This is a genomic window from Roseovarius sp. MMSF_3359 (assembly GCF_030733385.1).
Taxonomy (GTDB): Bacteria; Pseudomonadota; Alphaproteobacteria; order Rhodobacterales; family Rhodobacteraceae; genus Roseovarius.
In genome coordinates, this window is the sequence record NZ_JASHJC010000016.1 from 1 (window position 1) to 22,079 (window position 22,079).

Annotated in this window: 28 protein-coding genes; 10 read left to right on the plus strand and 18 right to left on the minus strand. The window is 60.7% G+C overall.

Annotation, left to right across the window (positions count from 1 at the left end; genetic code table 11):
* Positions 1-182: 182 nt before the first annotated feature.
* The 3 genes from RBB29_RS18835 to RBB29_RS18845 all read right to left on the minus strand — a co-directional run bounded on the left by RBB29_RS18835 (position 183) and on the right by RBB29_RS18845 (position 2,298).
* The gene (locus tag RBB29_RS18835) at positions 183-821 is read right to left on the minus strand and encodes a hypothetical protein (protein ID WP_306121203.1); all 639 of its coding nucleotides are present in this window, start codon (positions 819-821) and stop codon (positions 183-185) included.
* Between the two features lie 272 nt (positions 822-1,093).
* Positions 1,094-1,729 carry an FkbM family methyltransferase gene (locus RBB29_RS18840; RefSeq protein ID WP_306116403.1) on the minus strand — a complete coding sequence of 212 codons (636 nt, stop codon included), beginning with the start codon at positions 1,727-1,729 and terminating at the stop codon, positions 1,094-1,096.
* Between the two features lie 65 nt (positions 1,730-1,794).
* Positions 1,795-2,298: an RNA polymerase sigma factor gene (locus RBB29_RS18845; protein WP_306116402.1), complete on the minus strand. Its 504-nt coding sequence runs from the start codon at positions 2,296-2,298 to the stop codon at positions 1,795-1,797.
* A 262-nt stretch (positions 2,299-2,560) separates the two neighbouring features.
* On the opposite strand from RBB29_RS18845, the gene RBB29_RS18850 reads away from it, so the two are divergent.
* Positions 2,561-2,815 carry an EF-hand domain-containing protein gene (locus RBB29_RS18850; protein ID WP_306116401.1) on the plus strand — a complete coding sequence of 85 codons (255 nt, stop codon included), beginning with the start codon at positions 2,561-2,563 and terminating at the stop codon, positions 2,813-2,815.
* Between the two features lie 63 nt (positions 2,816-2,878).
* On the opposite strand, the gene RBB29_RS18855 is transcribed toward RBB29_RS18850, so the two are convergent.
* From RBB29_RS18855 to rocF, 3 genes are read right to left on the minus strand one after another with little or no spacing between them, the layout of a single operon-like run.
* The gene (locus RBB29_RS18855; protein ID WP_306116400.1) at positions 2,879-3,931 is read right to left on the minus strand and encodes an ornithine cyclodeaminase; all 1,053 of its coding nucleotides are present in this window, start codon (positions 3,929-3,931) and stop codon (positions 2,879-2,881) included.
* 12 nt (positions 3,932-3,943) lie between these two features.
* Positions 3,944-4,864, minus strand: a complete 921-nt coding sequence (gene ctlX / locus RBB29_RS18860) for a citrulline utilization hydrolase CtlX (RefSeq protein WP_306116399.1) — start codon at positions 4,862-4,864, stop codon at positions 3,944-3,946.
* The gene (gene rocF, locus RBB29_RS18865) at positions 4,861-5,790 is read right to left on the minus strand and encodes an arginase (RefSeq protein WP_306116398.1); all 930 of its coding nucleotides are present in this window, start codon (positions 5,788-5,790) and stop codon (positions 4,861-4,863) included. Before rocF ends, ctlX begins: the two co-directional genes overlap by 4 nt.
* A gap of 115 nt (positions 5,791-5,905) precedes the next feature.
* Here rocF and RBB29_RS18870 point away from each other — a divergent pair, with 115 nt between their 5' ends.
* Together RBB29_RS18870 and lysM are read left to right on the plus strand one after the other, a co-directional pair.
* Positions 5,906-6,334: an Lrp/AsnC family transcriptional regulator gene (locus RBB29_RS18870; protein ID WP_306116409.1), complete on the plus strand. Its 429-nt coding sequence runs from the start codon at positions 5,906-5,908 to the stop codon at positions 6,332-6,334.
* 101 nt (positions 6,335-6,435) lie between these two features.
* The gene (lysM, locus tag RBB29_RS18875; RefSeq protein ID WP_306116397.1) at positions 6,436-6,864 is read left to right on the plus strand and encodes a peptidoglycan-binding protein LysM; all 429 of its coding nucleotides are present in this window, start codon (positions 6,436-6,438) and stop codon (positions 6,862-6,864) included.
* 343 nt (positions 6,865-7,207) lie between these two features.
* Here lysM and RBB29_RS18880 read toward each other — a convergent pair whose 3' ends face one another.
* Together RBB29_RS18880 and RBB29_RS18885 are read right to left on the minus strand one after the other, a co-directional pair.
* Positions 7,208-7,399, minus strand: a complete 192-nt coding sequence (locus RBB29_RS18880) for a cytochrome oxidase subunit III (protein ID WP_306116396.1) — start codon at positions 7,397-7,399, stop codon at positions 7,208-7,210.
* A gap of 8 nt (positions 7,400-7,407) precedes the next feature.
* On the minus strand, positions 7,408-7,863 hold the full coding sequence (locus tag RBB29_RS18885; protein WP_306116395.1) for an iron-sulfur cluster assembly scaffold protein: 456 nt from the start codon (positions 7,861-7,863) through the stop codon (positions 7,408-7,410).
* A gap of 67 nt (positions 7,864-7,930) precedes the next feature.
* Between RBB29_RS18885 and hisI the strand changes: the two genes are divergently transcribed.
* On the plus strand, positions 7,931-8,293 hold the full coding sequence (gene hisI, locus RBB29_RS18890; protein WP_306116394.1) for a phosphoribosyl-AMP cyclohydrolase: 363 nt from the start codon (positions 7,931-7,933) through the stop codon (positions 8,291-8,293).
* A 30-nt stretch (positions 8,294-8,323) separates the two neighbouring features.
* Here hisI and gluQRS read toward each other — a convergent pair whose 3' ends face one another.
* Genes gluQRS through trmFO form a run of 3 tightly spaced genes read right to left on the minus strand, consistent with a single transcriptional unit; the run spans position 8,324 to position 11,253 of the window.
* A complete protein-coding gene (gene gluQRS, locus RBB29_RS18895) occupies positions 8,324-9,265 on the minus strand; it encodes a tRNA glutamyl-Q(34) synthetase GluQRS (protein ID WP_306116393.1) in 942 nt (313 codons plus the stop codon).
* A complete protein-coding gene (locus RBB29_RS18900; protein ID WP_306116392.1) occupies positions 9,262-9,876 on the minus strand; it encodes a class I SAM-dependent methyltransferase in 615 nt (204 codons plus the stop codon). Before RBB29_RS18900 ends, gluQRS begins: the two co-directional genes overlap by 4 nt.
* A gap of 12 nt (positions 9,877-9,888) precedes the next feature.
* Entirely contained in the window at positions 9,889-11,253 is a 1,365-nt protein-coding gene (gene trmFO, locus RBB29_RS18905) for a methylenetetrahydrofolate--tRNA-(uracil(54)-C(5))-methyltransferase (FADH(2)-oxidizing) TrmFO (protein WP_306116391.1), read from the minus strand.
* Positions 11,254-11,476: 223 nt separating this feature from the next.
* Here trmFO and RBB29_RS18910 point away from each other — a divergent pair, with 223 nt between their 5' ends.
* The gene (locus RBB29_RS18910) at positions 11,477-11,716 is read left to right on the plus strand and encodes a hypothetical protein (RefSeq protein WP_306116390.1); all 240 of its coding nucleotides are present in this window, start codon (positions 11,477-11,479) and stop codon (positions 11,714-11,716) included.
* A gap of 24 nt (positions 11,717-11,740) precedes the next feature.
* Here RBB29_RS18910 and RBB29_RS18915 read toward each other — a convergent pair whose 3' ends face one another.
* On the minus strand, positions 11,741-12,544 hold the full coding sequence (locus RBB29_RS18915; RefSeq protein ID WP_306116389.1) for an enoyl-CoA hydratase: 804 nt from the start codon (positions 12,542-12,544) through the stop codon (positions 11,741-11,743).
* Between the two features lie 43 nt (positions 12,545-12,587).
* Between RBB29_RS18915 and RBB29_RS18920 the strand changes: the two genes are divergently transcribed.
* Positions 12,588-13,010, plus strand: a complete 423-nt coding sequence (locus RBB29_RS18920) for a PaaI family thioesterase (protein ID WP_306116388.1) — start codon at positions 12,588-12,590, stop codon at positions 13,008-13,010.
* Here RBB29_RS18920 and RBB29_RS18925 read toward each other — a convergent pair.
* Both RBB29_RS18925 and RBB29_RS18930 read right to left on the minus strand, forming a co-directional pair.
* A complete protein-coding gene (locus tag RBB29_RS18925; RefSeq protein WP_306116387.1) occupies positions 12,986-13,564 on the minus strand; it encodes a GNAT family N-acetyltransferase in 579 nt (192 codons plus the stop codon). The genes RBB29_RS18920 and RBB29_RS18925 overlap by 25 nt on opposite strands.
* A 78-nt stretch (positions 13,565-13,642) precedes the next feature.
* On the minus strand, positions 13,643-13,873 hold the full coding sequence (locus tag RBB29_RS18930) for a DUF1127 domain-containing protein (protein WP_306116386.1): 231 nt from the start codon (positions 13,871-13,873) through the stop codon (positions 13,643-13,645).
* A 91-nt stretch (positions 13,874-13,964) separates the two neighbouring features.
* On the opposite strand from RBB29_RS18930, the gene RBB29_RS18935 reads away from it, so the two are divergent.
* The 4 genes from RBB29_RS18935 (at position 13,965) to RBB29_RS18950 (ending at position 18,578) form a co-directional block, all read left to right on the plus strand.
* Positions 13,965-15,341 (plus strand): PLP-dependent aminotransferase family protein, encoded by a 1,377-nt coding sequence (locus RBB29_RS18935; protein WP_306116385.1) that lies wholly within the window; start codon positions 13,965-13,967, stop codon positions 15,339-15,341.
* 164 nt (positions 15,342-15,505) lie between these two features.
* A complete protein-coding gene (gene rplM, locus RBB29_RS18940) occupies positions 15,506-15,970 on the plus strand; it encodes a 50S ribosomal protein L13 (protein ID WP_306116384.1) in 465 nt (154 codons plus the stop codon).
* The gene (gene rpsI, locus RBB29_RS18945; protein WP_306116383.1) at positions 15,970-16,464 is read left to right on the plus strand and encodes a 30S ribosomal protein S9; all 495 of its coding nucleotides are present in this window, start codon (positions 15,970-15,972) and stop codon (positions 16,462-16,464) included. The genes rplM and rpsI overlap by 1 nt, the downstream gene beginning before the upstream one ends.
* A gap of 122 nt (positions 16,465-16,586) precedes the next feature.
* Positions 16,587-18,578, plus strand: coding sequence for an acyltransferase family protein (locus RBB29_RS18950; protein ID WP_306116382.1), 1,992 nt, complete (start codon positions 16,587-16,589; stop codon positions 18,576-18,578).
* A 3-nt stretch (positions 18,579-18,581) separates the two neighbouring features.
* Here the strand turns inward: RBB29_RS18950 and RBB29_RS18955 are convergent, their stop codons facing one another.
* From RBB29_RS18955 to metA, 4 genes are read right to left on the minus strand one after another with little or no spacing between them, the layout of a single operon-like run.
* Positions 18,582-19,199, minus strand: coding sequence for a TetR/AcrR family transcriptional regulator (locus RBB29_RS18955; protein WP_306116381.1), 618 nt, complete (start codon positions 19,197-19,199; stop codon positions 18,582-18,584).
* On the minus strand, positions 19,192-20,061 hold the full coding sequence (ppk2, locus tag RBB29_RS18960) for a polyphosphate kinase 2 (protein WP_306116380.1): 870 nt from the start codon (positions 20,059-20,061) through the stop codon (positions 19,192-19,194). The genes RBB29_RS18955 and ppk2 overlap by 8 nt, the downstream gene beginning before the upstream one ends.
* A 58-nt stretch (positions 20,062-20,119) precedes the next feature.
* Positions 20,120-21,091 carry an alpha/beta fold hydrolase gene (locus tag RBB29_RS18965; protein ID WP_306116379.1) on the minus strand — a complete coding sequence of 324 codons (972 nt, stop codon included), beginning with the start codon at positions 21,089-21,091 and terminating at the stop codon, positions 20,120-20,122.
* A gap of 3 nt (positions 21,092-21,094) precedes the next feature.
* Positions 21,095-22,039 carry a homoserine O-succinyltransferase gene (metA, locus tag RBB29_RS18970; protein ID WP_306116378.1) on the minus strand — a complete coding sequence of 315 codons (945 nt, stop codon included), beginning with the start codon at positions 22,037-22,039 and terminating at the stop codon, positions 21,095-21,097.
* Positions 22,040-22,079: the final 40 nt, after the last annotated feature.

Sequence of the window (22,079 nt, forward strand, 5' to 3'; positions counted from 1 at the left end):
ACAAACTGGCCGCGTAAGGCGATCAAACCCAAACCAAGGACTCTCCGCAAGGTGGAGGAAACTTGGGGCTCAGGTCACCACCCACGGCTGCTTTAAAGAAACTACTATCCGCCTGGTAAAACGTTGTTCACCAAAATCTCGAACGAATGTTCTCCAAATAGGTCATTTTTGCTGGCCAGTGATTAACGATTCATACCATCATCGGGCAACGACAATAAGGCATCGTTGACCACCTCAAAGCGAACCTCACCGTTAATTGGTTTCCGCAAGTAATCCACTGGGTCAGAGAGATTAAAGCCTACTTGCTGGATTAAATCATTATCGACAGATCTGAACGTACAAAATCCGTAGCCGTCAGCGCTTTGAGAGAGTTGCGTTTTTCTCGCAAGGCGCATCTCAACAGCTCCATCTTCGAGTTTTTCAAGAGTATATTCGGGAAATGGTCCGTCATTGCTGGAAATCACATCTGAGACGATGCCATCATACTGTCCGGGAAGCGCGTTGACCTGAGTGATATAGTCCATCAAATAGCCGCTGTTCGTGCTATAGATTTCCTTGAACGGAACACTCTCAGTAGTGTTGTAATCGAATACACCATGTGACGAAATGTGTGCCAAACCAAACAGATGAGTATAACACTTCTCGAACCACTTTCCGGGCACTTCGAGTTCCATGGCTTCCCCTACAATTGGATACTGCTTATTGAGGTTTCTGCTTGCGGAGAAACCGCTGAAAAGGAACAACACAAGCGCGAAAGCAGTTATCGAAAGGAGTGTGATAAATACTCTATCTATAAGGCTTGAGTTCTTATCGTTATTCATTTCAAAATCCAAAAACCAAATTGTCACCTTCACTCGGAAAATGAAGTTTTTTCTGAAGTCTGACTCGCGAAGATTGCTTTAGATACCGATCCGCATTCTTGCAAAACTAAGTTTAGCGAGTTTACACGTCAATGTAGCACAAAATGAAGGAAGCGCGTCAAACAACCGTCGGCAGTTCTTTGGGCTGAATCCAGAATAACAGACATTCACTGCGTGGTGGAATACTGGCAGTATTGGACTCGATGCTGCCTTGGAATTCCAAAAGTCCTACGTTACGCCCGCAGGTGCCATTCTTCCCAGATAAACGGATAGCTCCAGGCGCAATCGTGGCTGGCGGCCATGCCGGCGCGGATATCGTCGCGATCGGCGATCTGGCTTTCGCCCTTGAGGTGGAATTGGATCTGCACCCGTTTGGTCCGCTGCAAAACGCCACCCCGCATCAGCGCCGGGAGGAGATCATATTCCGCCCCACCGATATTGAGCTTCATCAGGTCGATCTGCGGGAAGTCGAACGTGTCGAAATACCGCTTGACCGAAACGACATCGACGGTGGCCTCGACCCCGCTGACCGAGGCTTCGGGCAGGGGCAGCTTCCCCTCGGCCGAGCCGAGCGCGTAGTCATAGACCTTCACCCGGTCATCTTCGCGGTAGGTCCCGCGCAGGCTGGCCGCTTTTCGCGGGTGCGGCTCGAAGAGGTGGATGGTGCAATCGGGCTGCTGGTTGAGGACAATCTCGGCCCACTTGCCATCATCGCCGCCGAAATCGAACACGGTGCCGCCTTCGGGCAGATCCATGTAATCATAGAGCAGGGTATGCCCGCGCTCCCCCCGCCATAGGCGCAAAGCGTCATAATAGACGTCTTTCCAAGGGTGTTCGCGTCGATCCTGCCAGTTTCTTAAAGCTTCCAACTCACTGCCCTTACAATACCTTACCTACATCTCTAAGCAGAGCGGCGCATTCACGCAAGCCTGCGTCACAAGAGGTCGGCAGTTGGTGAATTTTCGCCTAACCCAACCTTGGCCCGCAGTTTGGCCCGCGCGCGGGCGAGGCGCGACATGACAGTCCCCACCGGACAGTCCACGATCTCCGCGAGCCTGATCGGACTGGTTTCGCCCTCGGCCACAAGGCGGATCAGGCGGGCCTGGGGCGTGGGCAGGTCAGCAATCGCTTCTTCCAGGTCATGCACCGCAAGCGTGGCAAAGACGATGGGCGCCACCGGTTCGTCCACCTCGTTCAACTCGGTTGCCGGGACGATTTCGCGCAACTGCTGCCGGTATTGGTTTCTCAGGGCGGCCATCGCATAGGCACGCAGGTCCTCAACCTCGTGGCCTGCCTGAAGCCGTGCCCAGAGCTTCAAAAGAACCTCCTGACACAGATCCTGCGCCTGGTCCCGATTGCCGGTCAGGTGCCGCGCCAGGCGGGTCATCGCGGGCATCAGGTCGCACAGGGCGGTGGGCGGGTCGGTCGGGCAGGGCATTGGGTATCCCGGTCATGATCAATCCTGCCGCCTGTTTGCGCCGATGACACGCGGGTTTCAAATGGGCAGATTCCGCCGATCCGGCAATCGGCCCCTTTTTGGGCAGGCTTCTGCCGCTTGCAACCTAAGCGATAGGCGGGGCTTTGCGCGGGCGGCGCCGGGCGCCGTTTTGACCGGACGCAAATGCCGGTTTCCCCGTCTTGCATGTCGAAAGGGGCGCAGTCCGCGTCCTTGCCGAAATCATTGTCCAAGGAGACATCACATGACCAAATTTATCGCAATCCTGATCGGGCTTGGCGCGCTTGCCAACTCGGCCATCGCCATGGGTGAGCGCGCCGTTGAGGTCGATGCCAATGGCGACGGTGTGATGACCGTCGACGAGGTGCAGGCAGTCTATCCCGATATCACCGCGGAGGTCTTTGCCGAGGTCGATACCAACAATGACGGTGTGCTGGACGATGACGAGATGATTATGGGGCTCGAGAAGGGCCTTGTACCGTCCCCCAGTGACGGCTGAGCCTGGTCGTCACTCTCTCCCCGGGTCCACGGTTCCCCAAACCACCGGACCCGGGGAGAAAAATCAGACTGCCGCGCGCTGCACCATGCCAAAGAGGTCGCGCGGATCGTCCGGATCGGCCAGCAGGTCGAGATCCATGAAAAGCTCCGTCCCCTGGATGCGATCGCGCACGAAGCGCAGGGCGCTGAAATCCTCGATCGCAAAGCCAACCGAGTCGAAAAGCGTGATCTGCCGCTCGTTCGTGCGGCCCTCGGCGGTCCCGTTGATCACCTCCCACATCTCGGTCACCGCGAAATCTTCGGGCATCTGTTGAATCTCTCCCTCGATCCGGGTCTGCGGCGGGTATTCCACGAAGACGTCCGAGCGGGTCAGGATATCCTTGTGCAGCTCCGTCTTGCCGGGGCAATCGCCCCCGATCGCGTTGATATGTACACCCGCACCGATCATGTTGTCGGTCAGGATCGTGGCATATTGCTTGTCGGCGGTGCAGGTTGTGATGATCCCCGCACCCTCCATGCTCTCCTCGGCACTTTTGCAGGCAACAACCTTCATGCCCCAACCTTCGAGGTTGCGCGCGGCCTTTTCGGTGGCCGCCGGGTCGATATCGTATAGCCGCACGGTATCAACGCCGCAAATGGCCTTCATCGCCAGCGACTGGAATTCGGATTGCGCGCCGTTGCCGATCATCGCCATGGTGGTCGCGCCCTTGGGGGCAAGGTGCTTCGCGACCATGGCCGAAGTCGCCGCGGTGCGCAGAGCGGTGAGCACGGTCATCTCGCTCAACAGCACCGGGTATCCGTTGCCCACATCGGCCAAAAGGCCAAATGCCGTAACGGTTTGCAGGCCTTCTTTCATGTTCTTCGGATGGCCGTTCACGTATTTGAACCCATAGACCTCACCGTCGGAGGTGGGCATCAGTTCGATCACACCCTCGGCGGAATGGCTGGCCACGCGCGGGGTCTTGTCGAAAAGCTCCCAACGCTTGAAATCGGCCTCGATATAGTCGGCGAGGCCCTTCAGCATCGGCTCAAGCCCGATGTGATGCACCAGCTTCATCATGTTGTCGACGGAGACAAACGGCACCAGGGCCTTGTCGGAGGGGGAAAGGTTGGTCATATCAGCAATCCTTCAATTGGGGCGGCGGGCCAGGTGCAGACCCGCGATCATGCAGCGGGCGGAGCCGCCGGCGCTTTCGATGGTGGGCAGGTCGAGAGGGACCAGCCGCACGGATTTTTCCAGAATGGCAATCTGATCGGCATCAAGCGCGGCCAGGGCGCGGGCCGAGAGGGCGAGGACCAGCCCGCCGGGCGTTTCAAGCTCGATCGCGTTGCCGGCAAATTCGGCAATCTGACGGTGGCTGAGCGGGATCACGACACGCCGGGTTTCCTCAAGGCGCTCGACAATGGTTGCACGTCGTTCGTCACCGGGCACCATATCAAGGCCGACCATCGCCACCTCGGTGCCAATCGCCATCACCACATTGGTGTGATAGACGGGCGTGCCGCTTTCATCGACCGCATCGAAGACGATGGGCTCGTAGCCAAACCGCGTGCAAAACCGCTCCAGCAGGATCGGATCGGCCCGGTGCGACCGCGCCACAAAGGCCAGCCGCCCGATATGGTCGAGCACCATCGCGCCGGTGCCTTCAAGCGACAGGCCATCAGGCTCCAGCCCGGAGTAATCCGTCACCTCGGCCACGCGGTACTCGGTCTTGAGCATCTCGATCACGTCCATGCGCCGCTCGCGCCGCCGGTTCTCGGCGAACATCGGATAGATCGCCACATGGCCGCCGGAATGGGTCGAGAACCAGTTGTTCGGAAAGATCGAATCCGGTGTGTCGTCGTTTTCATCCTGGAAGACGTGAACGGTGACGCCCGCCTCTCGCAGCTTGGCAACTGCGCCGTCAAACTCCGCCTGGGCGCGGGCGGCCACTTCCTCTGCCGAGAGGTCGGGGATCGACTGGAACCGGTTGTCGCCCGCGGTCTCGGGGTTGGGGTGAAACCGGTTGGGCCGGATCATCACCACGCTGGAAGGGGCCTGCACACTCATGAAAAGGCCCGGGTCGGACGGTCAAAGACGCGGCGGCCAAGCGCCGAGGCGGCCAGATCGACCATGACCTGCGCGGTGCGTCCGCGCTCGTCCAGGAACGGGTTCAGTTCCACCAGGTCGAGCGAGGTCATCAAACCGCTGTCGCAGATGATCTCCATCGCCAGATGCGCCTCGCGCATGGTCGCGCCCCCCGGGACGGTGGTGCCGACGGCAGGGGCGAAGGACGGGTCGAGGAAATCCACGTCAAGCGAGACATGCAGATCACCACCCGCCTTGGCCACGAGGTCGAGGAAGGCGGTCAACGGCCGAGCGATGCCAGTTTCGTCGATCGCGCGCATGTCGTGGCAGTGAATGTCGGTGGCTTGCAGCTTCTCACGCTCCGGGCCGTCCACGGACCGCAGGCCGAGCAGGCAGATCTGCTCCTGCGGCACGGGGTTCTTGACCTTGGGAAAGCCATCGAACCCGTCGAGACCCGCCAGATACCCCACCGGTGTGCCGTGCAGGTTGCCCGACGCGGTCGAGTAGGGGGTGTGATAATCGCTATGCGCATCGAGCCAGAGCACGAATTGCGGACGGCCCACATGCGCCGCGTGGTTTGCCACGCCGGTGACCGACCCCAGTGACAGGCTGTGATCGCCGCCCAGGAAAATTGGCAGACCGTTTTTCATCGCATCCTGTGCCGCATCGCGCAAGGTCATGGTCCAACCAATGGTCTCGGCCGGTTTCACCAGGTGGTCCGGCGCGTCCTTCGGGGCATCGACCTGCGCAGGGCTGAGGTTGCCCATGTCAACCACGCTGTGGCCCAGGTCCGACAATGCCTCGGCAATTCCCGCCACGCGATACGCATCCGGCCCCATCAGGCAGCCCTGACGCGCCTTGCCGCTATCAACCGGTGCGCCAATCAGAATACATGTTTTTTGGGTCATATTCGCCTCGTTTTCTCGATTTCCCATATGATTCTGCCGAAATGGGTTGAATTTAACCCCTCATTTTGCACTTATTGGGCGGCCTTTTAGCAAAACGGAAATGGAAACCTCCAAAATGGACGAAACCGACCGCCGCCTGATTTCTGCCCTACGCCATGACGCCCGGGCGTCGCTTTCGGATCTGGCATCATCGCTTGGCGTGTCGCGTACGACCGTGCGGGGCCGGATCGAACGGCTGCGCAATGCTGGCGAGATCGTGGGCTTTACCGTCGTCTTGAAGGGCGACGTGGCGCGTGATCCCGTGCGCGGGCTGATGATGCTTGGTATCGAGGGGCGCGGGACGCAGCGCATCCTGCGGCAATTGTCGGGGATGAGTGCGGTGCGGGCCATTCACACCACCAACGGACGGTGGGATGTCATTATCGAGATCGGCACCGAAACGCTGGAGGCGCTGGACAGCACACTGGCCCAGATCCGGCGGCTTGATGGCATTGCCCATTCCGAGACGAACCTGCTGTTGAGTACGCGCAAGTCCTCCGCATAGGAGGCAGCCCGGATTTGATGCCGAACCGGTATTTTTCCCACTAGCCTTGCGGGCGGGCTTTGCGCATCGTCAGGCCATCGAAACTTAATGAGGGTGGAATAATGGGTTTGTGGAGTTTCATGAAGGACTCGGGCAAGAAACTGTTTGGCGGCGATGAAGAGCCGACGGCAGAGGCGTTGGAGAAAGAGGTGGCCGATCTGGGCCTCGATACTGAGGGTCTCGATATTTCGGTCGAGGGCGACAAGGTCAAAGTCGCCGGTATGGGAGTGAGCCAGGAGATCCGTGAGAAGGTCATGCTGGCTGTTGGCAACGTGGCCGGTGTGGCGGCTGTCGAAGATGATGGCGACGGCGAGGGTACCGTGTTCCATACGGTCGAAAGCGGTGACACGCTGTCGGCGATTGCCAAGAAGACGCTTGGCAATGCGAACCGCTACAACGAGATTTTCGAGGCTAACCGGCCGATGCTGTCGCATCCCGACAAGATCTATCCCGGTCAGGTTCTGCGCATCCCGCAGGACAGCGCCGCCTGAAACCATCTAGAAAAGAGCGCCCCGTGGCGCTCTTTTTTTTGCACGATACCTTGAGTTTTTTGCGGGATGCCCGCTTTGCGGACGAGCCTGACATCCAAGAACGAGGCGTGCGATGGCCAGACCGCGGGATGGCGATCAACCGTTCTTAGGCACACTTTATCTTTGCCAGGTCTGGAAGACCTCTGATCGGTGCGCAATCTCTCCCAATCGCCAGCCCTTGTGGGCGGCCTGGCGATCGCGCGGCGGCGCTACGCGCCTGGATCCCGCGCGTGCAGACACTCGAAACGTCCATCTTAGGGCTCAAGGCAGCCGCCCAATCTGCAGATGCTGTTTCCCTGGGCGTTCAATCACCCTTGCCGGGGCGGTGAATCCAGACGGGGATGATGAAGACGATACAGGCGATGAGAAACGCGAGGCTGGCGAGGATGCCGATCACGTCGCCGGCTTTCCAGGTGCCCCAGAGGAAGAATACTGCGGAGACCGTGAAGAGAAGCCAGCCGGTGAAATTGAACTGCCATACAGTACGTGGGGACATCCGTGATCTCAGGCGCAGGAGGACTTGGCGCCGATTTCCTCGAGAGCTTCCACCGAGGCTTCAAGCGTCAGCAGGATCGAGGCGTGGCGGTTCTTGTAGTCTTTTGCCGGTTGAAGCACCTCAAGCCCGTCAAATGGCGCATCGGGGACCGGTCCGTCGTTTTTCAGCATTGCCTTGAGCTGATCGCGGGCCGTGATCACTTGCTCGGCGCTGCAGCCGATAATGCCCGCGCCCACGACGCTGGCGGCGGCCTGTCCCAGGGCGCAGGCCTTGACCTCGGCCGCGTAATCGCTGATCCGACCGTCGATGACATTGATGTCAACGGTCACCGTGGACCCGCAAAGCGGCGCACGGCGTTTCACCGACGCATTGGGCGCATCCAGCCGGCCATGGCGCGGAATATCGGCGGCCAGCGCGAGAATGCGCGCGGAGTAGAGCTTGATGAGGTCAGTTTCCGTGCTCATGGCTTTTCCTTTCCGGATCGACCCCATAAATAGAGGCAGCGAAGAGAGTTGAAAAGGGTGTCTGGTGATGGAGTTCGATCCGGCGACATTGAGCTATAACGAGGCGGGATTGATCCCCGCGATTGCGCAGGACGCCGAGAATGGCGACGTGTTGATGATGGCGTGGATGAACGCCGAGGCGGTGGCACGGACACTGGAGACCGGGCGCGTGACCTATTGGAGCCGGTCGCGGCAACAATTCTGGATCAAGGGCGAGACGTCGGGGCATGTGCAGGAACTCGTTGAATTGCGGGTGGATTGCGACCGCGATTGCCTGCTTTTGTCGATCCGGCAGACGGGGGCTGCGTGCCACACGAACCGGCGAAGCTGCTTCTACACGGCGATACGCGACGGGAAGGAAGTCGTGACGATGGCGCCGCAGGCGGGCTGAGCGCAATTTGAGTATTTTTGCCAAGAAGAATTAGCCCAGGTCGACCATGGCGCGAATATCCTGCGGTGTGGCGCCGTCCTGGCGGTATTTGGCGATGGCGCGGGCATCGTCGCGTTTGGCGAGGCGCTTGCCTTGGTCGTCGCGAATGAGGCCATGATGATGGTAGGTCGGCGTGGGCAGGTCGAGCAGATGTTGCAGGGTGACGTGGATCTTGGTGGCCTCGAACAGGTCCTGGCCGCGGATGACATGGGTGATCCCCTGGGCCGCGTCATCGACCACGACCGCCAAGTGATAGGCGGCACCAGAATCTTTGCGCGAGAGGACTACATCCCCAACGGCCTGGCACAGATGCTCCGGTGCAATTTCAATTAGACCGGTTTCACCACTGGGGCCTTCACCCGTCTCGGTAAAGGAGCCATATCTGTGCCAGCCGCCCTCCGGGGTATCAATCCGATGCCGAAAGAACGCGAGTGGTCCGTCGCTCAGCATCTGGCAGGCCATCGACATGTCGAGGCGCATGGTCACACCCTTGGGACGCGCATGATTTTCCGGGAAGCTGCGTTCATATGCCATTTCGCTCCGGCAAGTGCCGGGATAGACAAGCCCATCCGGGCCTTCGATGGATTCACCTTCCTGCGGTGCGGACAGGGCCTCGCGAATGTCGCGGCGAGAGCAGGTACAGGGGTAGAGCAGGCCCATTTCCCACAGGCGGTCCAGCGCGGCGTCATAGCTCGCCATATGATCAGATTCGCGTCGGCAGGGTTCGGGCCATGAAATGCCCAGCCAGGTGAGGTCCGATTTGAGCTGTTCTTCCCATTCCATGCGCGACCGCGTTGTGTCCAGATCGTCAATGCGCAAGTGGAAGAGGCCCGCCTCGGCCTGTGCCATATCATGCGCCAGCAGGGCAGAATAGGCATGGCCGAGATGCAGCGGTCCGGTGGGGGATGGCGCGAAGCGTGTAGTGAATGTCACGCTTTTTCAATAACGTAGACGTTGCACTTGATGCCCTGTTTCGGGAGGTGCGGACCGTAGCGTTGGAACAGAAGCCGTGCCGCGCCGCAATCGAGCCATTGGTTCAGGCGGGCGGGGTATTGATGATCCGCGAGCGCATGGTCGTTGAGGCTGAAGGCCAGCATGCCGCCCGGGTTGAGCGCGTTCATCAGCAGGTCGAGCGTGCTGGCCGGGGCAGCGCCGGTGCCGATGACGCCAATTGCAGCGATCGCGGCATAGCTGCCCTGTTCGATCGGTGTCTCGTCTTCGAGGTCCAGCAATGTGAGGCGGCGATAGGCATCCTTGGCGTGGGCCTGGTCCAGCATCTGCGGGTTCGGGTCCATGCCGTCGATCACCGCGAAATCACTCAGCTTCAGCGCCAGCCCGGACAGCCCGGTGCCACAGCCGAAATCGAGGATCGGGACATCCTTTTCGTTCAGGTGCTTATCTAGCGCCTCGGCCACGCGGCCCGGGGTGGCATAACCGTTTTCCGAAATCTCGGCATCGTAACTGGCGGCCCAGTCGTTATAGAGCTTCTGGGTATCTTCGGCGGTTTCGAGGGCATAGGCCTTGTCGAGAAACGTATCTTGCATAACGCAAGAAAATCACACCGTCTCCGTTTCGTCCAGTGCGGTTTCGGCTAACCATGCTGTCCAGGCGGCCTTGGCACGGTCCGTGTAGGCCTTGTAGCGGTCCTTGCGGCCCCGCCTTCCGCCTTTGAGGCCGTCCACCGGGCGGAAAAGACCGAAATTGACGTTCATCGGCTGAAAGGTCTTGGCCTCGGCCCCGCCGGTGATGTGATGGATGAGCGCGCCCATGGCGGTATCCTGTGGCAGGTCAGGCAGGGCATGGCCCAGGATTTCGGCGGCGGCGAGACGTCCCGCAAGGAGCCCCATCGCGGCGGATTCCACATACCCCTCAACGCCGGTGATCTGTCCGGCGAAGCGGACATGTGGCCGGGATTTAAGCCGCATCTGATGGTCAAGAAGCGTCGGCGAGTTCAGGAACGTATTGCGATGAATGCCGCCGAGGCGGGCAAACTGCGCATTTTCAAGCCCAGGAATCATCTTGAAAACAGATGTTTGTGCGCCGTACTTCATCTTGGTTTGGAAGCCCACGATATTGTAGAGCGTGCCAAGCGCGTTATCCCGGCGCAGCTGCACCACCGCATAGGGTTTGTCATCGGGCGCATGCGGATTGGTCAGGCCCACGGGCTTCATCGGGCCAAACCGCAACGTGTCCCGGCCGCGTTCGGCCATGACCTCGATGGGCAGGCAGCCGTCGAAATACCCGGCGGTCTCACCTTCGTGGAATTCGGTTTTGTCCGCCGCCAGAAGCGCGTCGATGAAGGCCTCGTATTGGTCGCGGTTCATCGGGCAGTTGAGGTAGGCGGTACGCTCCTCTTCGGTCTCGCCCTTGTCATAGCGCGACTGCATCCAGGCGCGGGTCATGTCGATGCTTTCGTGATAGACGATGGGCGCGATGGCGTCGAAAAACGCCAGCGCCTCCGCGCCGGTCTCTTCTGCGATGGCCTGCCCCAGCCCTTCGGAGGTCAGCGGGCCGGTCGCGATGATCCAGTGTCCATCGTCGGGCAGGGCGGTGATTTCGCCCTCTTCGACCGAGACCAGCGGGTGCGATTTCAACGCGGCGGTGACGGTGGCGGCGAAAGGATCGCGATCGACGGCAAGTGCGCCACCAGCGGGGAGGCGATGTTGATCCGCAGTGCGCATGATGAGCCCACCTGCGGCCCGCATTTCCCAGTGCAGGAGGCCCACGGCGTTTTGTTCGTCATCGTCGGAGCGGAAGGAATTGGAGCAGACCATCTCGGCCAGGTCGCCGGTACGGTGCGCAAAGGTTGCGACCTTGGGGCGCATTTCGTGGATGACCACGCGCACGCCCATATTGGCCGCCTGCCACGCGGCCTCGGACCCGGCCATGCCGCCGCCGATGATGTGCAACACCTCTGTCATGGGCTGCGATGTAGGATATTGGCGCGGGATTGGAAAGGGCGCGCGAGGGTCAATTTGAGGGAGAGGGTCGAGCGGGTCACCAGGCGGGATAAAATGGCGGTCAGTGAGAGGCTGACCTGGAGGAACCATAAGGTGCCGGTGACCCCCGCTCGTATAAATTGCGCGGTGCGACTGCGCCCCACAACAGCGTTCTAGCCCTAGAATTGCGGCAAGAAAATGGCAAATGTGGAAATTCAGAGGCGCGGGATTGGAAACAGTGAAATCCGTCAATACTTCATTGAATTTTAAGGATTTCGTAGAGCTGGCGCAGTTGCGACGGGACTTTGACCGTAGAGAAAAGAAAAATAGTGAAAGGCAAACACGCCAGCTCTGGCCCAATCATGGCAAAAAAGTGGCAGAGCTGAAAAGTAAAAGGTTGGAAACTTTCTGTAATCTTTGGGGAAACGATCCGCCAAGCGGTTGATTCCATTGCGGGATGATCGTGAGCCTAGTCCTGCTGCCACTCCGGCGGGCGCTTTTCGATGAACGCGCTGATGCCCTCTGCGGTATCGCGGTGCAGCATGTTTTCAACCATGACTTGCCCGGTGTAGTCATAGGCCGCGTCCAGTGGCATTTCGATCTGGTTGTAGAAGGCTGATTTGCCGATCTTGACCGCAACGCCCAGTTTCGAGGCGACGGTTTGCGCCAGCTCATCGGTGGCCTGTTCCAGGTCCTCCGATGGCACCGCGCGGTTGATGAGGCCAAGCGACAGGGCGCGGTCGGTGTCGATGAACTCGCCGGTGGTCAACATCTCGAACGCCTGTTTGCGCGGGATGTTGCGGCTGAGCGCGACCATCGGGGTGGAACAGAAAAGCCCGATATTGACGCCGTTGACCCCAAATCGCGTGCCTTCGGCGGCAACCGCCATGTCGCAGGTGGCGACAAGCTGGCACCCGGCGGCGGTGGCGATGCCATGGGGCTGCGCGATGACCGGTTGGGGCAGGGCGCGGATCGAGAGCATCACTTTCGCACACCGCGCGAAGAGATCGGCGAAGTAGGCCTTGCCGCCGTCCTCGGTCTGCCTCCCTTGGGTCATTTCCTTGAGATCGTGGCCTGCGCAGAATGCCTTGCCGGCCCCGGCGATGATGACCGCGCGGATGTGCGACTGCTCGCGCAGGCGGTCGAACTCTTCCTGCAACGCTGCCAGCATCGCATCGCTCAGCGCGTTCAGTTTCTCCGGCGCGTTCAGCGTCAGCCGTGCGACCGCGCCTTGGTCCCTGCGTTCGAGAATTGGCATCTTGTGTCTCCGCATTTGTTGGGGGCATTCTTAGCCCTGAACGCAGAAGGAGGGAAGCATGGCTTTGCAGATGGATGCCGAAGGGTTGATGGCGTTTCTGGATCGCGAATTTCCGCAGGTGACTGGTGAGTTTACCATCGAGGACCTGGGAGAGATGCGCATCCGTACCCGCCTCAACGTGGGCGAGCGGCATCTGCGCCCGGGCGGCACGGTGTCGGGTCCGTCGATTTTTGCGCTGGCGGATGTGTCCGTCTATCTGGCGGTACTGGCGATGATCGGCCCCGTGGGTCTTGCGGTAACGACGAATTGCTCGATTGATTTCATGCGCAAACCGGCGGCGGGCGCGGATCTGATCGCCGAATGCCGGTTGTTGAAACTGGGCCGCGTTCTCGCGGTTGGGGAGGTGTTGATCTTCTCCGAAGGGCTGGAAAAGCCGGTTGCACGGGCCAGCATGACCTATTCGATCCCGCCCTCCGGGTGACCCGGGGGACGTGCGACCCAGGTCATGCCGCGCCAGGTTCCGGCGATCTCGTCCTCGATCACAAAGTCCCGCGTGGGATCGCGGTGCAGGGGCAGGCGGTTGATGACAGCCTGTGACGCCAGGTTCTCTGCTTGGGTATAGGCCAGGATTTCGGGCAGGCCGTAGGTTTCGAACGCATGGAACAGCGTCGCGCGCGCGGCCTCGGTCGCGTACCCTTTTCCCCAAGCCTCCGGCAGAAGGCGCCAGCCGATATCCGCGTTGACGCCCAAAGGATGGTCGGCGCCATTGGGATAGAGCCCGACATAGCCCAAAAACGCCCCCGACTTGTCGGCGACGTGCCACCGGATAAACCCGTGACGCCGGTATTGGGCGCGGTAGTCGTTGAACTTTTCCCGGCTGGCCTCGGCGCTGATCGGGCCGCGATAGTCCCGCATCGTCAGGGGGTTGGCATGCAGCCGCGTGAAGTTCGTCAGATCCGTCGCCCGCCAGGAGCGCAGGATCAGCCGATCACTATCGAAACATGTCTCGGTCGCGGTCATGGGTGTGTCTAGCATGGGGCGCGCCTCTTCGGGGGACAAAAAGGGGCCGGAGGCAAGCTCCGACCCTCAGGACATTCCGGCAATCAGGGATGGTTAGTGCCAGAATGGGCGACGGGCCTCCGTATAAGCCGCGTCACGTTCGATGCCGATGTCGCGCAGCAAATGCGCGTCAAGGCGCAGAAGCTGTTTTCGCGTGCGGTGTTTCATGTCCCACGTGGTCACGATCACCGCGAACTGCATGGCCAGCCGGGCCAGCAGGGGCAGGGGGTAGCCGCCGGATGTTTTCAGGCGGTCAGCGAGGGTGATGACGTGTACGTGTGCCATGATAATCTCCATAATTGTATTGACACAATTCAAGTTAATCCGTAAAAAAGTGATACAATTTGCGAAGCGTTACGTCGAGGAAAAGATTGTAATGGGTACAATGTGGCAGCTGGACCTCTCCCGGGCCGGGAAATCCAAGTACCGCGCGCTGGCCAATGCCCTGCGCAAGGGGATCGCCGATGGGGTGCTCGCAAAAGGGAGTAAATTGCCGCCGGTACGCGACCTTGCCTATCGGACATCCGTCACCCCGGGAACGGTTGCGCGCGCGTATTCCTTGTTGATCGACGAGGGTTTGCTGGAGGCGGGGGTCGGGCGAGGGACCTTTGTGGCCGATACGCAGGTCACGCCCCAAGCGCCGAGTGAATGGCCCGAAACCGTGTCGTTCCGCAGCCCCTGGTTGCCGGATGTGGGGCAGACCGAATTGATGCGGGATGCGTTGCGCACGGTCGCAGAAGGCGCCAACACCCGAAGCCTGATGCGCTATCCCAATGACGCCGATGACCGTCCGCTACGTGACACAATGCGTGCGCATCTGGCGGGGTTGCCGATCGGGAATTTCGAAGCGGATGACATTGTATTGGCACATGGCGCCCAGAACGCGATGCTTGCGGTTCTGCAGACGGTCCTGGACGGGCCCGACCCGGTCGTGCTGGTAGAGCAGCATGCCTATCCGGGGTTCCGCCGGGCGGCAGAGCTTTGCCGGGCGCGGGTGGTGGCCATCGAATGTGATGATGAGGGCGCGCGCCCCGATCTGCTTCAGGAAGCGATCCGGCGGCACCGAGCGCAGGTCTTTCTGACCTCGGCCGAGGTGAACAATCCAACCCTGCGGCGCACGACCCCGCGCCGCCGCCGCGAGATCGCCTCGGTCGCGCGCCGCTATAACCTGCATGTGGTGGATGACGATTGCTACAAGCTGACGCCCGCGAGCGCCGAAAGCTACCGCGCCTTGTTGCCGGATTTGGGTTGGTACGTGTCGTCGCTGTCCAAATCCCTAACGCCATCGCTGCGAGTGGGGTGGGTCATTGGCCCGCGCCGCCGCTCCAAGGAACTTTCGCGGACGGTCAGCTTTGCGTGTTTCGGCCTGGCGCGGCCGCTGACCGATATCACCAATGCGGTCCTCAGCGATCCTCGCCTGCCGGACATCCTGCAGCAGACCCGCGCGACCCTGGCCGAAAGGGTGCGGCTTGCGGTCAATCACCTGGGCGGTCATGACGTGACCTGGCACGAAGATGTGCCTTTCTTGTGGATTTCCCTGCCTGGCGGCTGGCGGGCAAGCCGTTTTGTCCGCGCCGCGCAGGCCCGTGGCGTGTTGCTGAAGTCGTCCGAGGATTTCGTGCTGCGCGACAATCGCGCGCCGCATTCCGTGCGCATGGCGATCAACGCGCAGATCGCCACCGGCTGCTTTGAAAAGGCGGTTGATACGATCCGTGATCTTTTGGACAACCCGCAGGACGATATTTCGGTCTGATTATTTGGGGTAAAATAATACCTATTTTCTAACTCGTTGATTTGGAATGTTTTTATTGACGTTGATTGGCTTGACGCGATCTTTGCACCCTATATAACCCGCCCATCAATTCCGGGACAGGCATAGGCTTGGCCCTCGAACGTCAAACAATAGGGTTTCCCCTTATGAAAACATTCTCTGCAACACCGGCAGATATCGACAAGAAGTGGATCCTGATCGACGCCGAGGGCGTTGTCCTGGGCCGTCTTGCGTCGATCATCGCCATGCGCCTGCGCGGCAAGCACAAGGCGTCGTTCACACCGAACATGGATATGGGCGACAACGTTATCGTCATCAATGCCGACAAGGTCCAGCTGACCGGCAACAAGCGTGAAAAGCCGAACTACTGGCACACTGGCCATCCGGGCGGCATCAAGTCGCGCACCACCGGCCAGATCCTCGAAGGCGCACATCCCGAGCGTGTTGTGACCCAGGCGGTCAAGCGCATGCTGCCGGGCAACCGCCTGAGCCGCAAGCAGATGACTAACCTGCGCGTCTATGCCGGAACCGAGCATCCCCACGAGGCACAAAGCCCCGAAGTGCTGGATGTGAAATCCATGAACTCCAAGAACACCCGGGTGGCAATCTGATGGCTGAAGAAATCAACTCTCTCGAAGGTCTGGAAGCGGTCGCCGAAGGTTCGATCGCCAATGCCGTAGTCGAAACCGCTGAACCGCGTGAACCCGTCCGTGACGAACTGGGCCGGTCCTATGCCACTGGCAAGCGGAAGGACGCGGTCGCCCGTGTCTGGATCAAACCGGGCTCCGGTAAGGTCGAAGTGAACGGCAAGGAAATGAATGCTTACTTCGCGCGTCCCGTTCTGCAGATGATCCTGCGTCAGCCGTTCTCGGTTGCCGGTGTCGAAGATCAGTTCGACGTGATGGCGACCGTCAAGGGCGGTGGCCTTTCGGGTCAGGCCGGTGCGGTCAAGCACGGTATCTCGAAAGCCCTGCAGCTTTATGATCCGTCGCTGCGCGGTGCGCTTAAGGCCGCGGGCTTCCTGACCCGCGACAGCCGCGTGGTCGAACGGAAGAAGTACGGTAAGCGCAAGGCGCGCCGGAGCTTCCAGTTCTCGAAACGTTAAGGCGGGCAACTGCCAATGTGATCGTGAAGAGGCGCCGAGGACCAATCCCGGCGCCTCTTTGCACTTAGGGCCAAGGGTGTTCGTGGGGGTCATCCAACCCGATTTCCGAGTTGAGAATTTCGATGAAGTACCGTCCAGAGATTGATGGGTTACGTTCAGTCGCGGTCTTGCCGGTCATTCTGTTTCACGCGGGCTTTTCGCTGTTCAGCGGCGGCTATGTGGGCGTTGACGTCTTTTTCGTCATCTCCGGCTACCTCATCACCACCATCCTGATCTCCGAGCGCGAAAACGGCACCTATTCGCTGCTGGGGTTTTACGAGCGGCGCGCGCGGCGCATCCTGCCGGCACTCTTTTTCATGCTGGTTTGCACGATCCCCTTTGCGTGGCGGTGGATCCCCCCGGACCCGTTCGAGGATTACGCCCGCAGCCTCAGCTATGCGGCGATGTTCATCTCGAACATCCACTTCCTCGAAAAATCCTCGTATTTCGATGTCGGAGCGGAGTTCCGGCCGCTTCTGCATACCTGGAGCCTTGCGGTAGAAGAGCAGTATTACCTGCTGTTTCCGCTGGTCCTGTGGGCGTTGGGCCAATTCGTCCGCACCAAGTTTATTCTTGTCTTCCTGATCCTGTCGGCCCTGTCGCTTGCTCTCGCGGAATGGGGGTGGCGCAATTACCCGACCGAGAATTTCTTTTTCTCGCCATCGCGGCTCTGGGAACTCCTGGCCGGGTCGATCTGCGCGGCACTGCTCTTCAACCGCGCCCAGATGCGCAACGAACTGGGCGCCATCGCAGGCCTTGCGTTGATCCTCTACAGCATCGTGTTCTTCGACGGCAGCCTGCCGTTCCCCTCGGTCTACACGGTGGTGCCCGTTCTTGGGACGGTGCTCATCATCCTCTTTGCCGCACCGGGGACGATCGTGGCCCGGCTTTTGTCCGTCAAACCGATGGTCGCGATCGGCCTCATCAGCTACAGCGCCTATCTGTGGCACCAGCCGCTCTTTGTTTTTGCCCGGATCCGCAGCGTGTCGGAGCCATCGCTTCTCCTGATGAGCGGGCTGGCCCTTGCGTCGCTGGCGCTCGCCTGGCTGACCTGGCGCTATGTCGAGACACCGTTCCGCCGCCGCACCTGGTTGCCGGAGCGCCGACGGCTCTTGCAGGCGAGTGCCCTTGGCATCGCGATTTTTGCAGGCTTTGGCACCTGGGGCGATCTTTCAAAGGGGTTTCCGTTCCGCGTCGAAGAGACCACGCCGGGGCTCATGACCGAATGGCGCAAGCAGCTTTATGAAATTCGCCGCGAGGATATCTGTCAGGATCAGGAGGCGATGGAAGAGGGCAGGTTGTGCACGATCTACCGCCCCGACGCGCCAGTGGGAGCCGTGGCTTTGCTGGGCGACAGCCACGCGCAGTCCATCTTGCCAGCTTTTGAGCGTGTTTCGCAGGATCATGATGTCACCGTGATGCGCGGTGTCCGGGCGGCCTGTCCGCCATTGCTTGGCGTCTACCTGGCAAGTGGCGGGGCCGAGGCGCTGATCTGCGCCAATATTGTCCAGCACCTGGCCAATCAGGCGGTCGTGGCCCAGGTGGATACGGTCTTTATCGCCTCCCGCTGGAGCCTTTACGCCACCGGGGATTACGGCGGCGACGAGAGTAGCTTTGCGCTGACCCAAACCGCCGGTGGCCGGGTCAAGAGCGACGAGGAGCGCCGGGCCGGTTTCGAAGCCGGGATTGAGAACACCGTCAATTTTTTCCGTCAGGCGGGGATCCGTGTTGTCCTGATCGAACAGGTGCCACAGCAATGGGTGCTGCCGGAAAACGTGTTGCTGCAAGCGATGTTACAAGGTGTGTCGCCCGAGCAGGCAAGAGAGAAATTCGCGGCGAGTTTCGTCAAGCGCGCGCGTCATGACGCATTGATGAGCTATGCCGATTCTGTCCTGGCCGGGGTCGCGCAACAGGATGAGGTCGAGGTCTTGTCCCTTACGGATTTCTTTGCCGAGGGCGAGCGGTATGCGTGGTTCCTTGATGACACCGTGCTCTATCGCGATAGCGACCACCTCTCCACGCGGGGCGCGGTCAGCGTTGGCCCCTTGATTTCTGCCCATTACGGCGCGCGCTAGGCCCTACTCGTCCGGCGGGATCAGCCCCAATCCACGGAGATAGACGCCGATCCCGGTTTCCAGCAGATCCTCGGGCGGGAAGGGGCTTTGGGTGCCCGGTGAATTCCGGGCGAAAAGTTCGACAACACCGTGGCTGAGCGCCCAGACATGGGCCGAAAACATCGCCGGGGGCGGGCGTTTTTCCGGGGGGATATGTTCGCTCAACTCCTCGGCGGCGCGCTCGAGCACCTTGCGCGCCCGACCGGAAATCGCGGCCAGTTCAGGCGTGCGATTGACCGATATCCCGCTTTCGAACATCGCGATGTAATGGCCGGGATAGCGGCGCGCGAAGGCGAGATAAGCGCGCCCCGTCGCCTCGAAACTCGCCAGGGCCGAAGGTTGCCCCTTGTCATAGGCGTGCTGCATCAGGTCGGCAAAAACCTCGTAGCCCTGACGCGCGGCCTCCGCAATCAGGTCCTCGCGGCCCTCGAAATGACGATAGACTGCCGCCGGGGTCACGCCCGCCTGTTTCGCCGCCTCCGAGAGGGTGAAGCCGGTCGGTCCCTTGGCCTCGATCAACTGCAGGGCTGCTTCGACCAGCGCCTGGCGCAGATTGCCGTGATGATAGCCGCGTTTAGGCATCCCAGATCTCGGGGCCGCCGCAGACGCTTGCATCAATGCTGCCGATGGCCGCGGCGTCCTTATGGGCGTAATCGACCGATTGCAGCAGGTGCCGGATGGCGGCCAGCCGCGCGCGGCGCTTGTCATCGGATCGGATCACCGTCCAGGGCGCGACATCCGTATGGGTCCGATCCAGCGTTTCGCGAATGGCTGTGGAATAGTCATCCCATTTCTTCAAGCCCTCAACATCGATCCAGCTTAACTTCCACTGCTTCAGAGGATCGTTTTCGCGTTTGAGGAACCGCCGCAACTGCTCCGCCCGACCCACGTTCAGCCAGAATTTGACGAGGGTAATGCCTTCATCAACAAGCATTTTCTCGAAATCCGGGGCCTGCGTGAAGAAATGCGCGCGCTGTTCGTCAGTGCAAAATCCGAACACCTTCTCGACCACGCCACGATTGTACCAGCTTCGGTCGTAAAACACGATTTCCCCGCCCGAGGGCAGGTGGTCGATATAGCGTTGGAAATACCATTGCGTGGCCTCGGCCTCGGTCGGTTTCGACAGCGCCACCACCCTGGCACCACGTGGGTTGAGGTTTTCGCGGAACCGTTTGATCGTGCCGCCCTTGCCCGCGGCATCGCGGCCTTCGAAGACCATGGCGATACGCGCGCCGCTCTCCTTGGCCCAGGCCTGCATCTTGACCAGCTCGATCTGGAGCTTCGCGATGTCCTGCTCATAGGCCTTGCGTGGCATGCGTTCGGAATGCGGGTAGGAGGCGTCGATGATGTCGCCTTTTTCCGCCCGGCGAATGGCATTGCGGACCGTTTCGGGTGCATCGTTCTCGAAATAGGCGCTGATGGCACCGTCAAAGGGCAACTGCATGGGCCTCTCCTGTTTTTCCCGTACTATGGCCGCTCTGAGCGGCGGGTGCAATCTGAGGCTAGAGGCCCGCGCGGGCAGCGGCGCGGTCGATTGCCGCGAGGGTTTCGGCACGGGCGGCATGGTGCGGCATGTGACCGATCCCCGGAAGCCGCGTCAGGTTGGCACGCGGGGCCTGGGTCACGATCTTCTCCGCATGGACGTCGATCGGGACGGTTTCGTCAGCGGTCCCATGAACGATTTCAAGCGGCATGGTCAGGACGGTCGCATATTGCCGCTCCATCTCGACGATATGAGGCCGCAGGCTTTTGACCTGCTGACCGTTCGCGCGCAGGGCTTCGCGGCGCAGGGTCAGTTCGGCACCGATATAGTCGATATAGCCCTCCGGCGGGTCCTGCGGATCGAAAATGGAGGCAATGGCGGTGTCGATGCGTTTTTCCGGCGCAAGGGCGGTGATGAGCGGCACAACCGTCGCGCCGCCGACCGCGGAGCCGGTGACCTTGTAGAGCCGGTCAAGCTCACCGGGCCAGGGATTGGAGACACCGCCGAGGGTGACCAGGGCAGCGGTGTCCTCCGGCTGGCTCAGGCCCCAGGCCAGCGCCACCGCGCCGCCATAGGAATGGCCCACCACGATTGGCCGCTCAACACCCAGTTTCGCGGCGGCCTTTTGCAGAAGGGCGGCCTGTTCCATCGGGCTTTCGCCTTTGGTGCTGCCCAGCCCGCCGTAGCCCGGCAGCCGGTCGGTCCAGCCATGGCCGGGCCGGTCAAACGCGATCACGCGGTAGCGGTCGGTCAACTGCCCGGCGAGATCGAAGGTGAATTCCCGCAGGTTGCCCCCGGCACCGTGGATCAGGACCAGGTCAGGCCCCGAGCCGGAGACCCAGGCATGGACGCGGGTCCCGTCGACGTCGAGGACCTGGCCCAGAGGCGGATAGGCCTCGCGCGCCGTGCTCTCGCGTTTTTCCGCCAGCACGGAGCAGCCCGCGACGAGCGCAACGAGCAGAAGCAGAGAGGCTTTGATCGCGAAGCTCATGGATCAGGCCCGCAGGTCGGTGCTCTCAAGACCGATCTTGGAGATATCGAACGGCGTGGTTTCGTAGATCTCGGAGATCCAGTTGCCATAGAGCAGATGCGCGTGGCTGCGCCAGCGGTTCTGTGGCGGTTGGCTAGGGTCGTCCCCGGGGTAATAGTTACACGGCACGTTGATCGGCGCACCGGCGGATACATCACGGTCATACTCTTGTTTTAGGGTGTCGCTGTCATATTCCAAGTGGTTGAAGATATAGAGCGCGCGATGCGCGGGATCTTCGACCAGGCAGGGGCCGACCTCGTCACTGTGCAAAAGCGTGTTGAGGCCGGTGGCCGCGTCGATCTCGGATTGCAGCATCTCGGTCCAACGGCTGACCGGGATCACGCAATCATCGGAAAACCCGCGCAAATAGGGCGAGGCGGGCGCCATGTTGCGGTGCCGGAAACACCCAAAAGCCTTGGCCGGCAGGATGTGTTTCTTGACCCCGTGGAAATGGTTGATCATCCCCATCCCGCCCCAGCAGACGCCGAAGGTGGAATGCACGTTGGTCTGGGTCCAATCGAAAACCTGGCGCAATTCCTGCCAATAGGTCACCTTGTCGAACTCAAGATGCTCAATGGGCGCGCCGGTGATGAGCAGGCCGTCGAACTTCTCGCCGCTTTCGAACACCTCGGAAAACGGGCGATAGAAACTCGCCATATGTTCCGCCGCCGTGTTGCGGGTGCGGTGTTCGCTCATCCGGATGAGGCTCAGTTCGATCTGCAAAGGCGTGGCACCAATGAGGCGGGCGAACTGGTTCTCGGTCTGGATCTTCTTGGGCATCAGGTTCAGAAGCCCGATGCGCAGGGGGCGGATATCCTGCCGTGCGGCCTGATCCTCGTCCATGACCATCACGCCTTCGCGCGTCAGCACGTCATAGGCGGGAAGGTTGGCGGGGATCTTGATGGGCATTGGTTCTGTCCTTAGGTGAATGAGCCGAAGAGATAGGGAG

Bases quoted from the DNA above. Each gene is read 5' to 3' on its own strand.
- RBB29_RS18835 (WP_306121203.1), bottom strand. From the start codon at position 821: ATGAATAACGATAAGAACTCAAGCCTTATAGATAGAGTATTTATCACA.
- RBB29_RS18845 (WP_306116402.1), bottom strand. From the start codon at position 2,298: ATGCCCTGCCCGACCGACCCGCCCACCGCCCTGTGCGACCTGATGCCC.
- RBB29_RS18850 (WP_306116401.1), top strand. From the start codon at position 2,561: ATGACCAAATTTATCGCAATCCTGATCGGGCTTGGCGCGCTTGCCAAC.
- RBB29_RS18855 (WP_306116400.1), bottom strand. From the start codon at position 3,931: ATGACCAACCTTTCCCCCTCCGACAAGGCCCTGGTGCCGTTTGTCTCC.
- ctlX (WP_306116399.1), bottom strand. From the start codon at position 4,864: ATGAGTGTGCAGGCCCCTTCCAGCGTGGTGATGATCCGGCCCAACCGG.
- rocF (WP_306116398.1), bottom strand. From the start codon at position 5,790: ATGACCCAAAAAACATGTATTCTGATTGGCGCACCGGTTGATAGCGGC.
- RBB29_RS18870 (WP_306116409.1), top strand. From the start codon at position 5,906: ATGGACGAAACCGACCGCCGCCTGATTTCTGCCCTACGCCATGACGCC.
- lysM (WP_306116397.1), top strand. From the start codon at position 6,436: ATGGGTTTGTGGAGTTTCATGAAGGACTCGGGCAAGAAACTGTTTGGC.
- RBB29_RS18880 (WP_306116396.1), bottom strand. From the start codon at position 7,399: ATGTCCCCACGTACTGTATGGCAGTTCAATTTCACCGGCTGGCTTCTC.
- RBB29_RS18885 (WP_306116395.1), bottom strand. From the start codon at position 7,863: ATGAGCACGGAAACTGACCTCATCAAGCTCTACTCCGCGCGCATTCTC.
- hisI (WP_306116394.1), top strand. From the start codon at position 7,931: ATGGAGTTCGATCCGGCGACATTGAGCTATAACGAGGCGGGATTGATC.
- RBB29_RS18900 (WP_306116392.1), bottom strand. From the start codon at position 9,876: ATGCAAGATACGTTTCTCGACAAGGCCTATGCCCTCGAAACCGCCGAA.
- trmFO (WP_306116391.1), bottom strand. From the start codon at position 11,253: ATGACAGAGGTGTTGCACATCATCGGCGGCGGCATGGCCGGGTCCGAG.
- RBB29_RS18910 (WP_306116390.1), top strand. From the start codon at position 11,477: ATGTGGAAATTCAGAGGCGCGGGATTGGAAACAGTGAAATCCGTCAAT.
- RBB29_RS18915 (WP_306116389.1), bottom strand. From the start codon at position 12,544: ATGCGGAGACACAAGATGCCAATTCTCGAACGCAGGGACCAAGGCGCG.
- RBB29_RS18920 (WP_306116388.1), top strand. From the start codon at position 12,588: ATGGCTTTGCAGATGGATGCCGAAGGGTTGATGGCGTTTCTGGATCGC.
- RBB29_RS18925 (WP_306116387.1), bottom strand. From the start codon at position 13,564: ATGCTAGACACACCCATGACCGCGACCGAGACATGTTTCGATAGTGAT.
- RBB29_RS18930 (WP_306116386.1), bottom strand. From the start codon at position 13,873: ATGGCACACGTACACGTCATCACCCTCGCTGACCGCCTGAAAACATCC.
- RBB29_RS18935 (WP_306116385.1), top strand. From the start codon at position 13,965: ATGGGTACAATGTGGCAGCTGGACCTCTCCCGGGCCGGGAAATCCAAG.
- rplM (WP_306116384.1), top strand. From the start codon at position 15,506: ATGAAAACATTCTCTGCAACACCGGCAGATATCGACAAGAAGTGGATC.
- rpsI (WP_306116383.1), top strand. From the start codon at position 15,970: ATGGCTGAAGAAATCAACTCTCTCGAAGGTCTGGAAGCGGTCGCCGAA.
- RBB29_RS18950 (WP_306116382.1), top strand. From the start codon at position 16,587: ATGAAGTACCGTCCAGAGATTGATGGGTTACGTTCAGTCGCGGTCTTG.
- RBB29_RS18955 (WP_306116381.1), bottom strand. From the start codon at position 19,199: ATGCCTAAACGCGGCTATCATCACGGCAATCTGCGCCAGGCGCTGGTC.
- ppk2 (WP_306116380.1), bottom strand. From the start codon at position 20,061: ATGCAGTTGCCCTTTGACGGTGCCATCAGCGCCTATTTCGAGAACGAT.
- RBB29_RS18965 (WP_306116379.1), bottom strand. From the start codon at position 21,091: ATGAGCTTCGCGATCAAAGCCTCTCTGCTTCTGCTCGTTGCGCTCGTC.
- metA (WP_306116378.1), bottom strand. From the start codon at position 22,039: ATGCCCATCAAGATCCCCGCCAACCTTCCCGCCTATGACGTGCTGACG.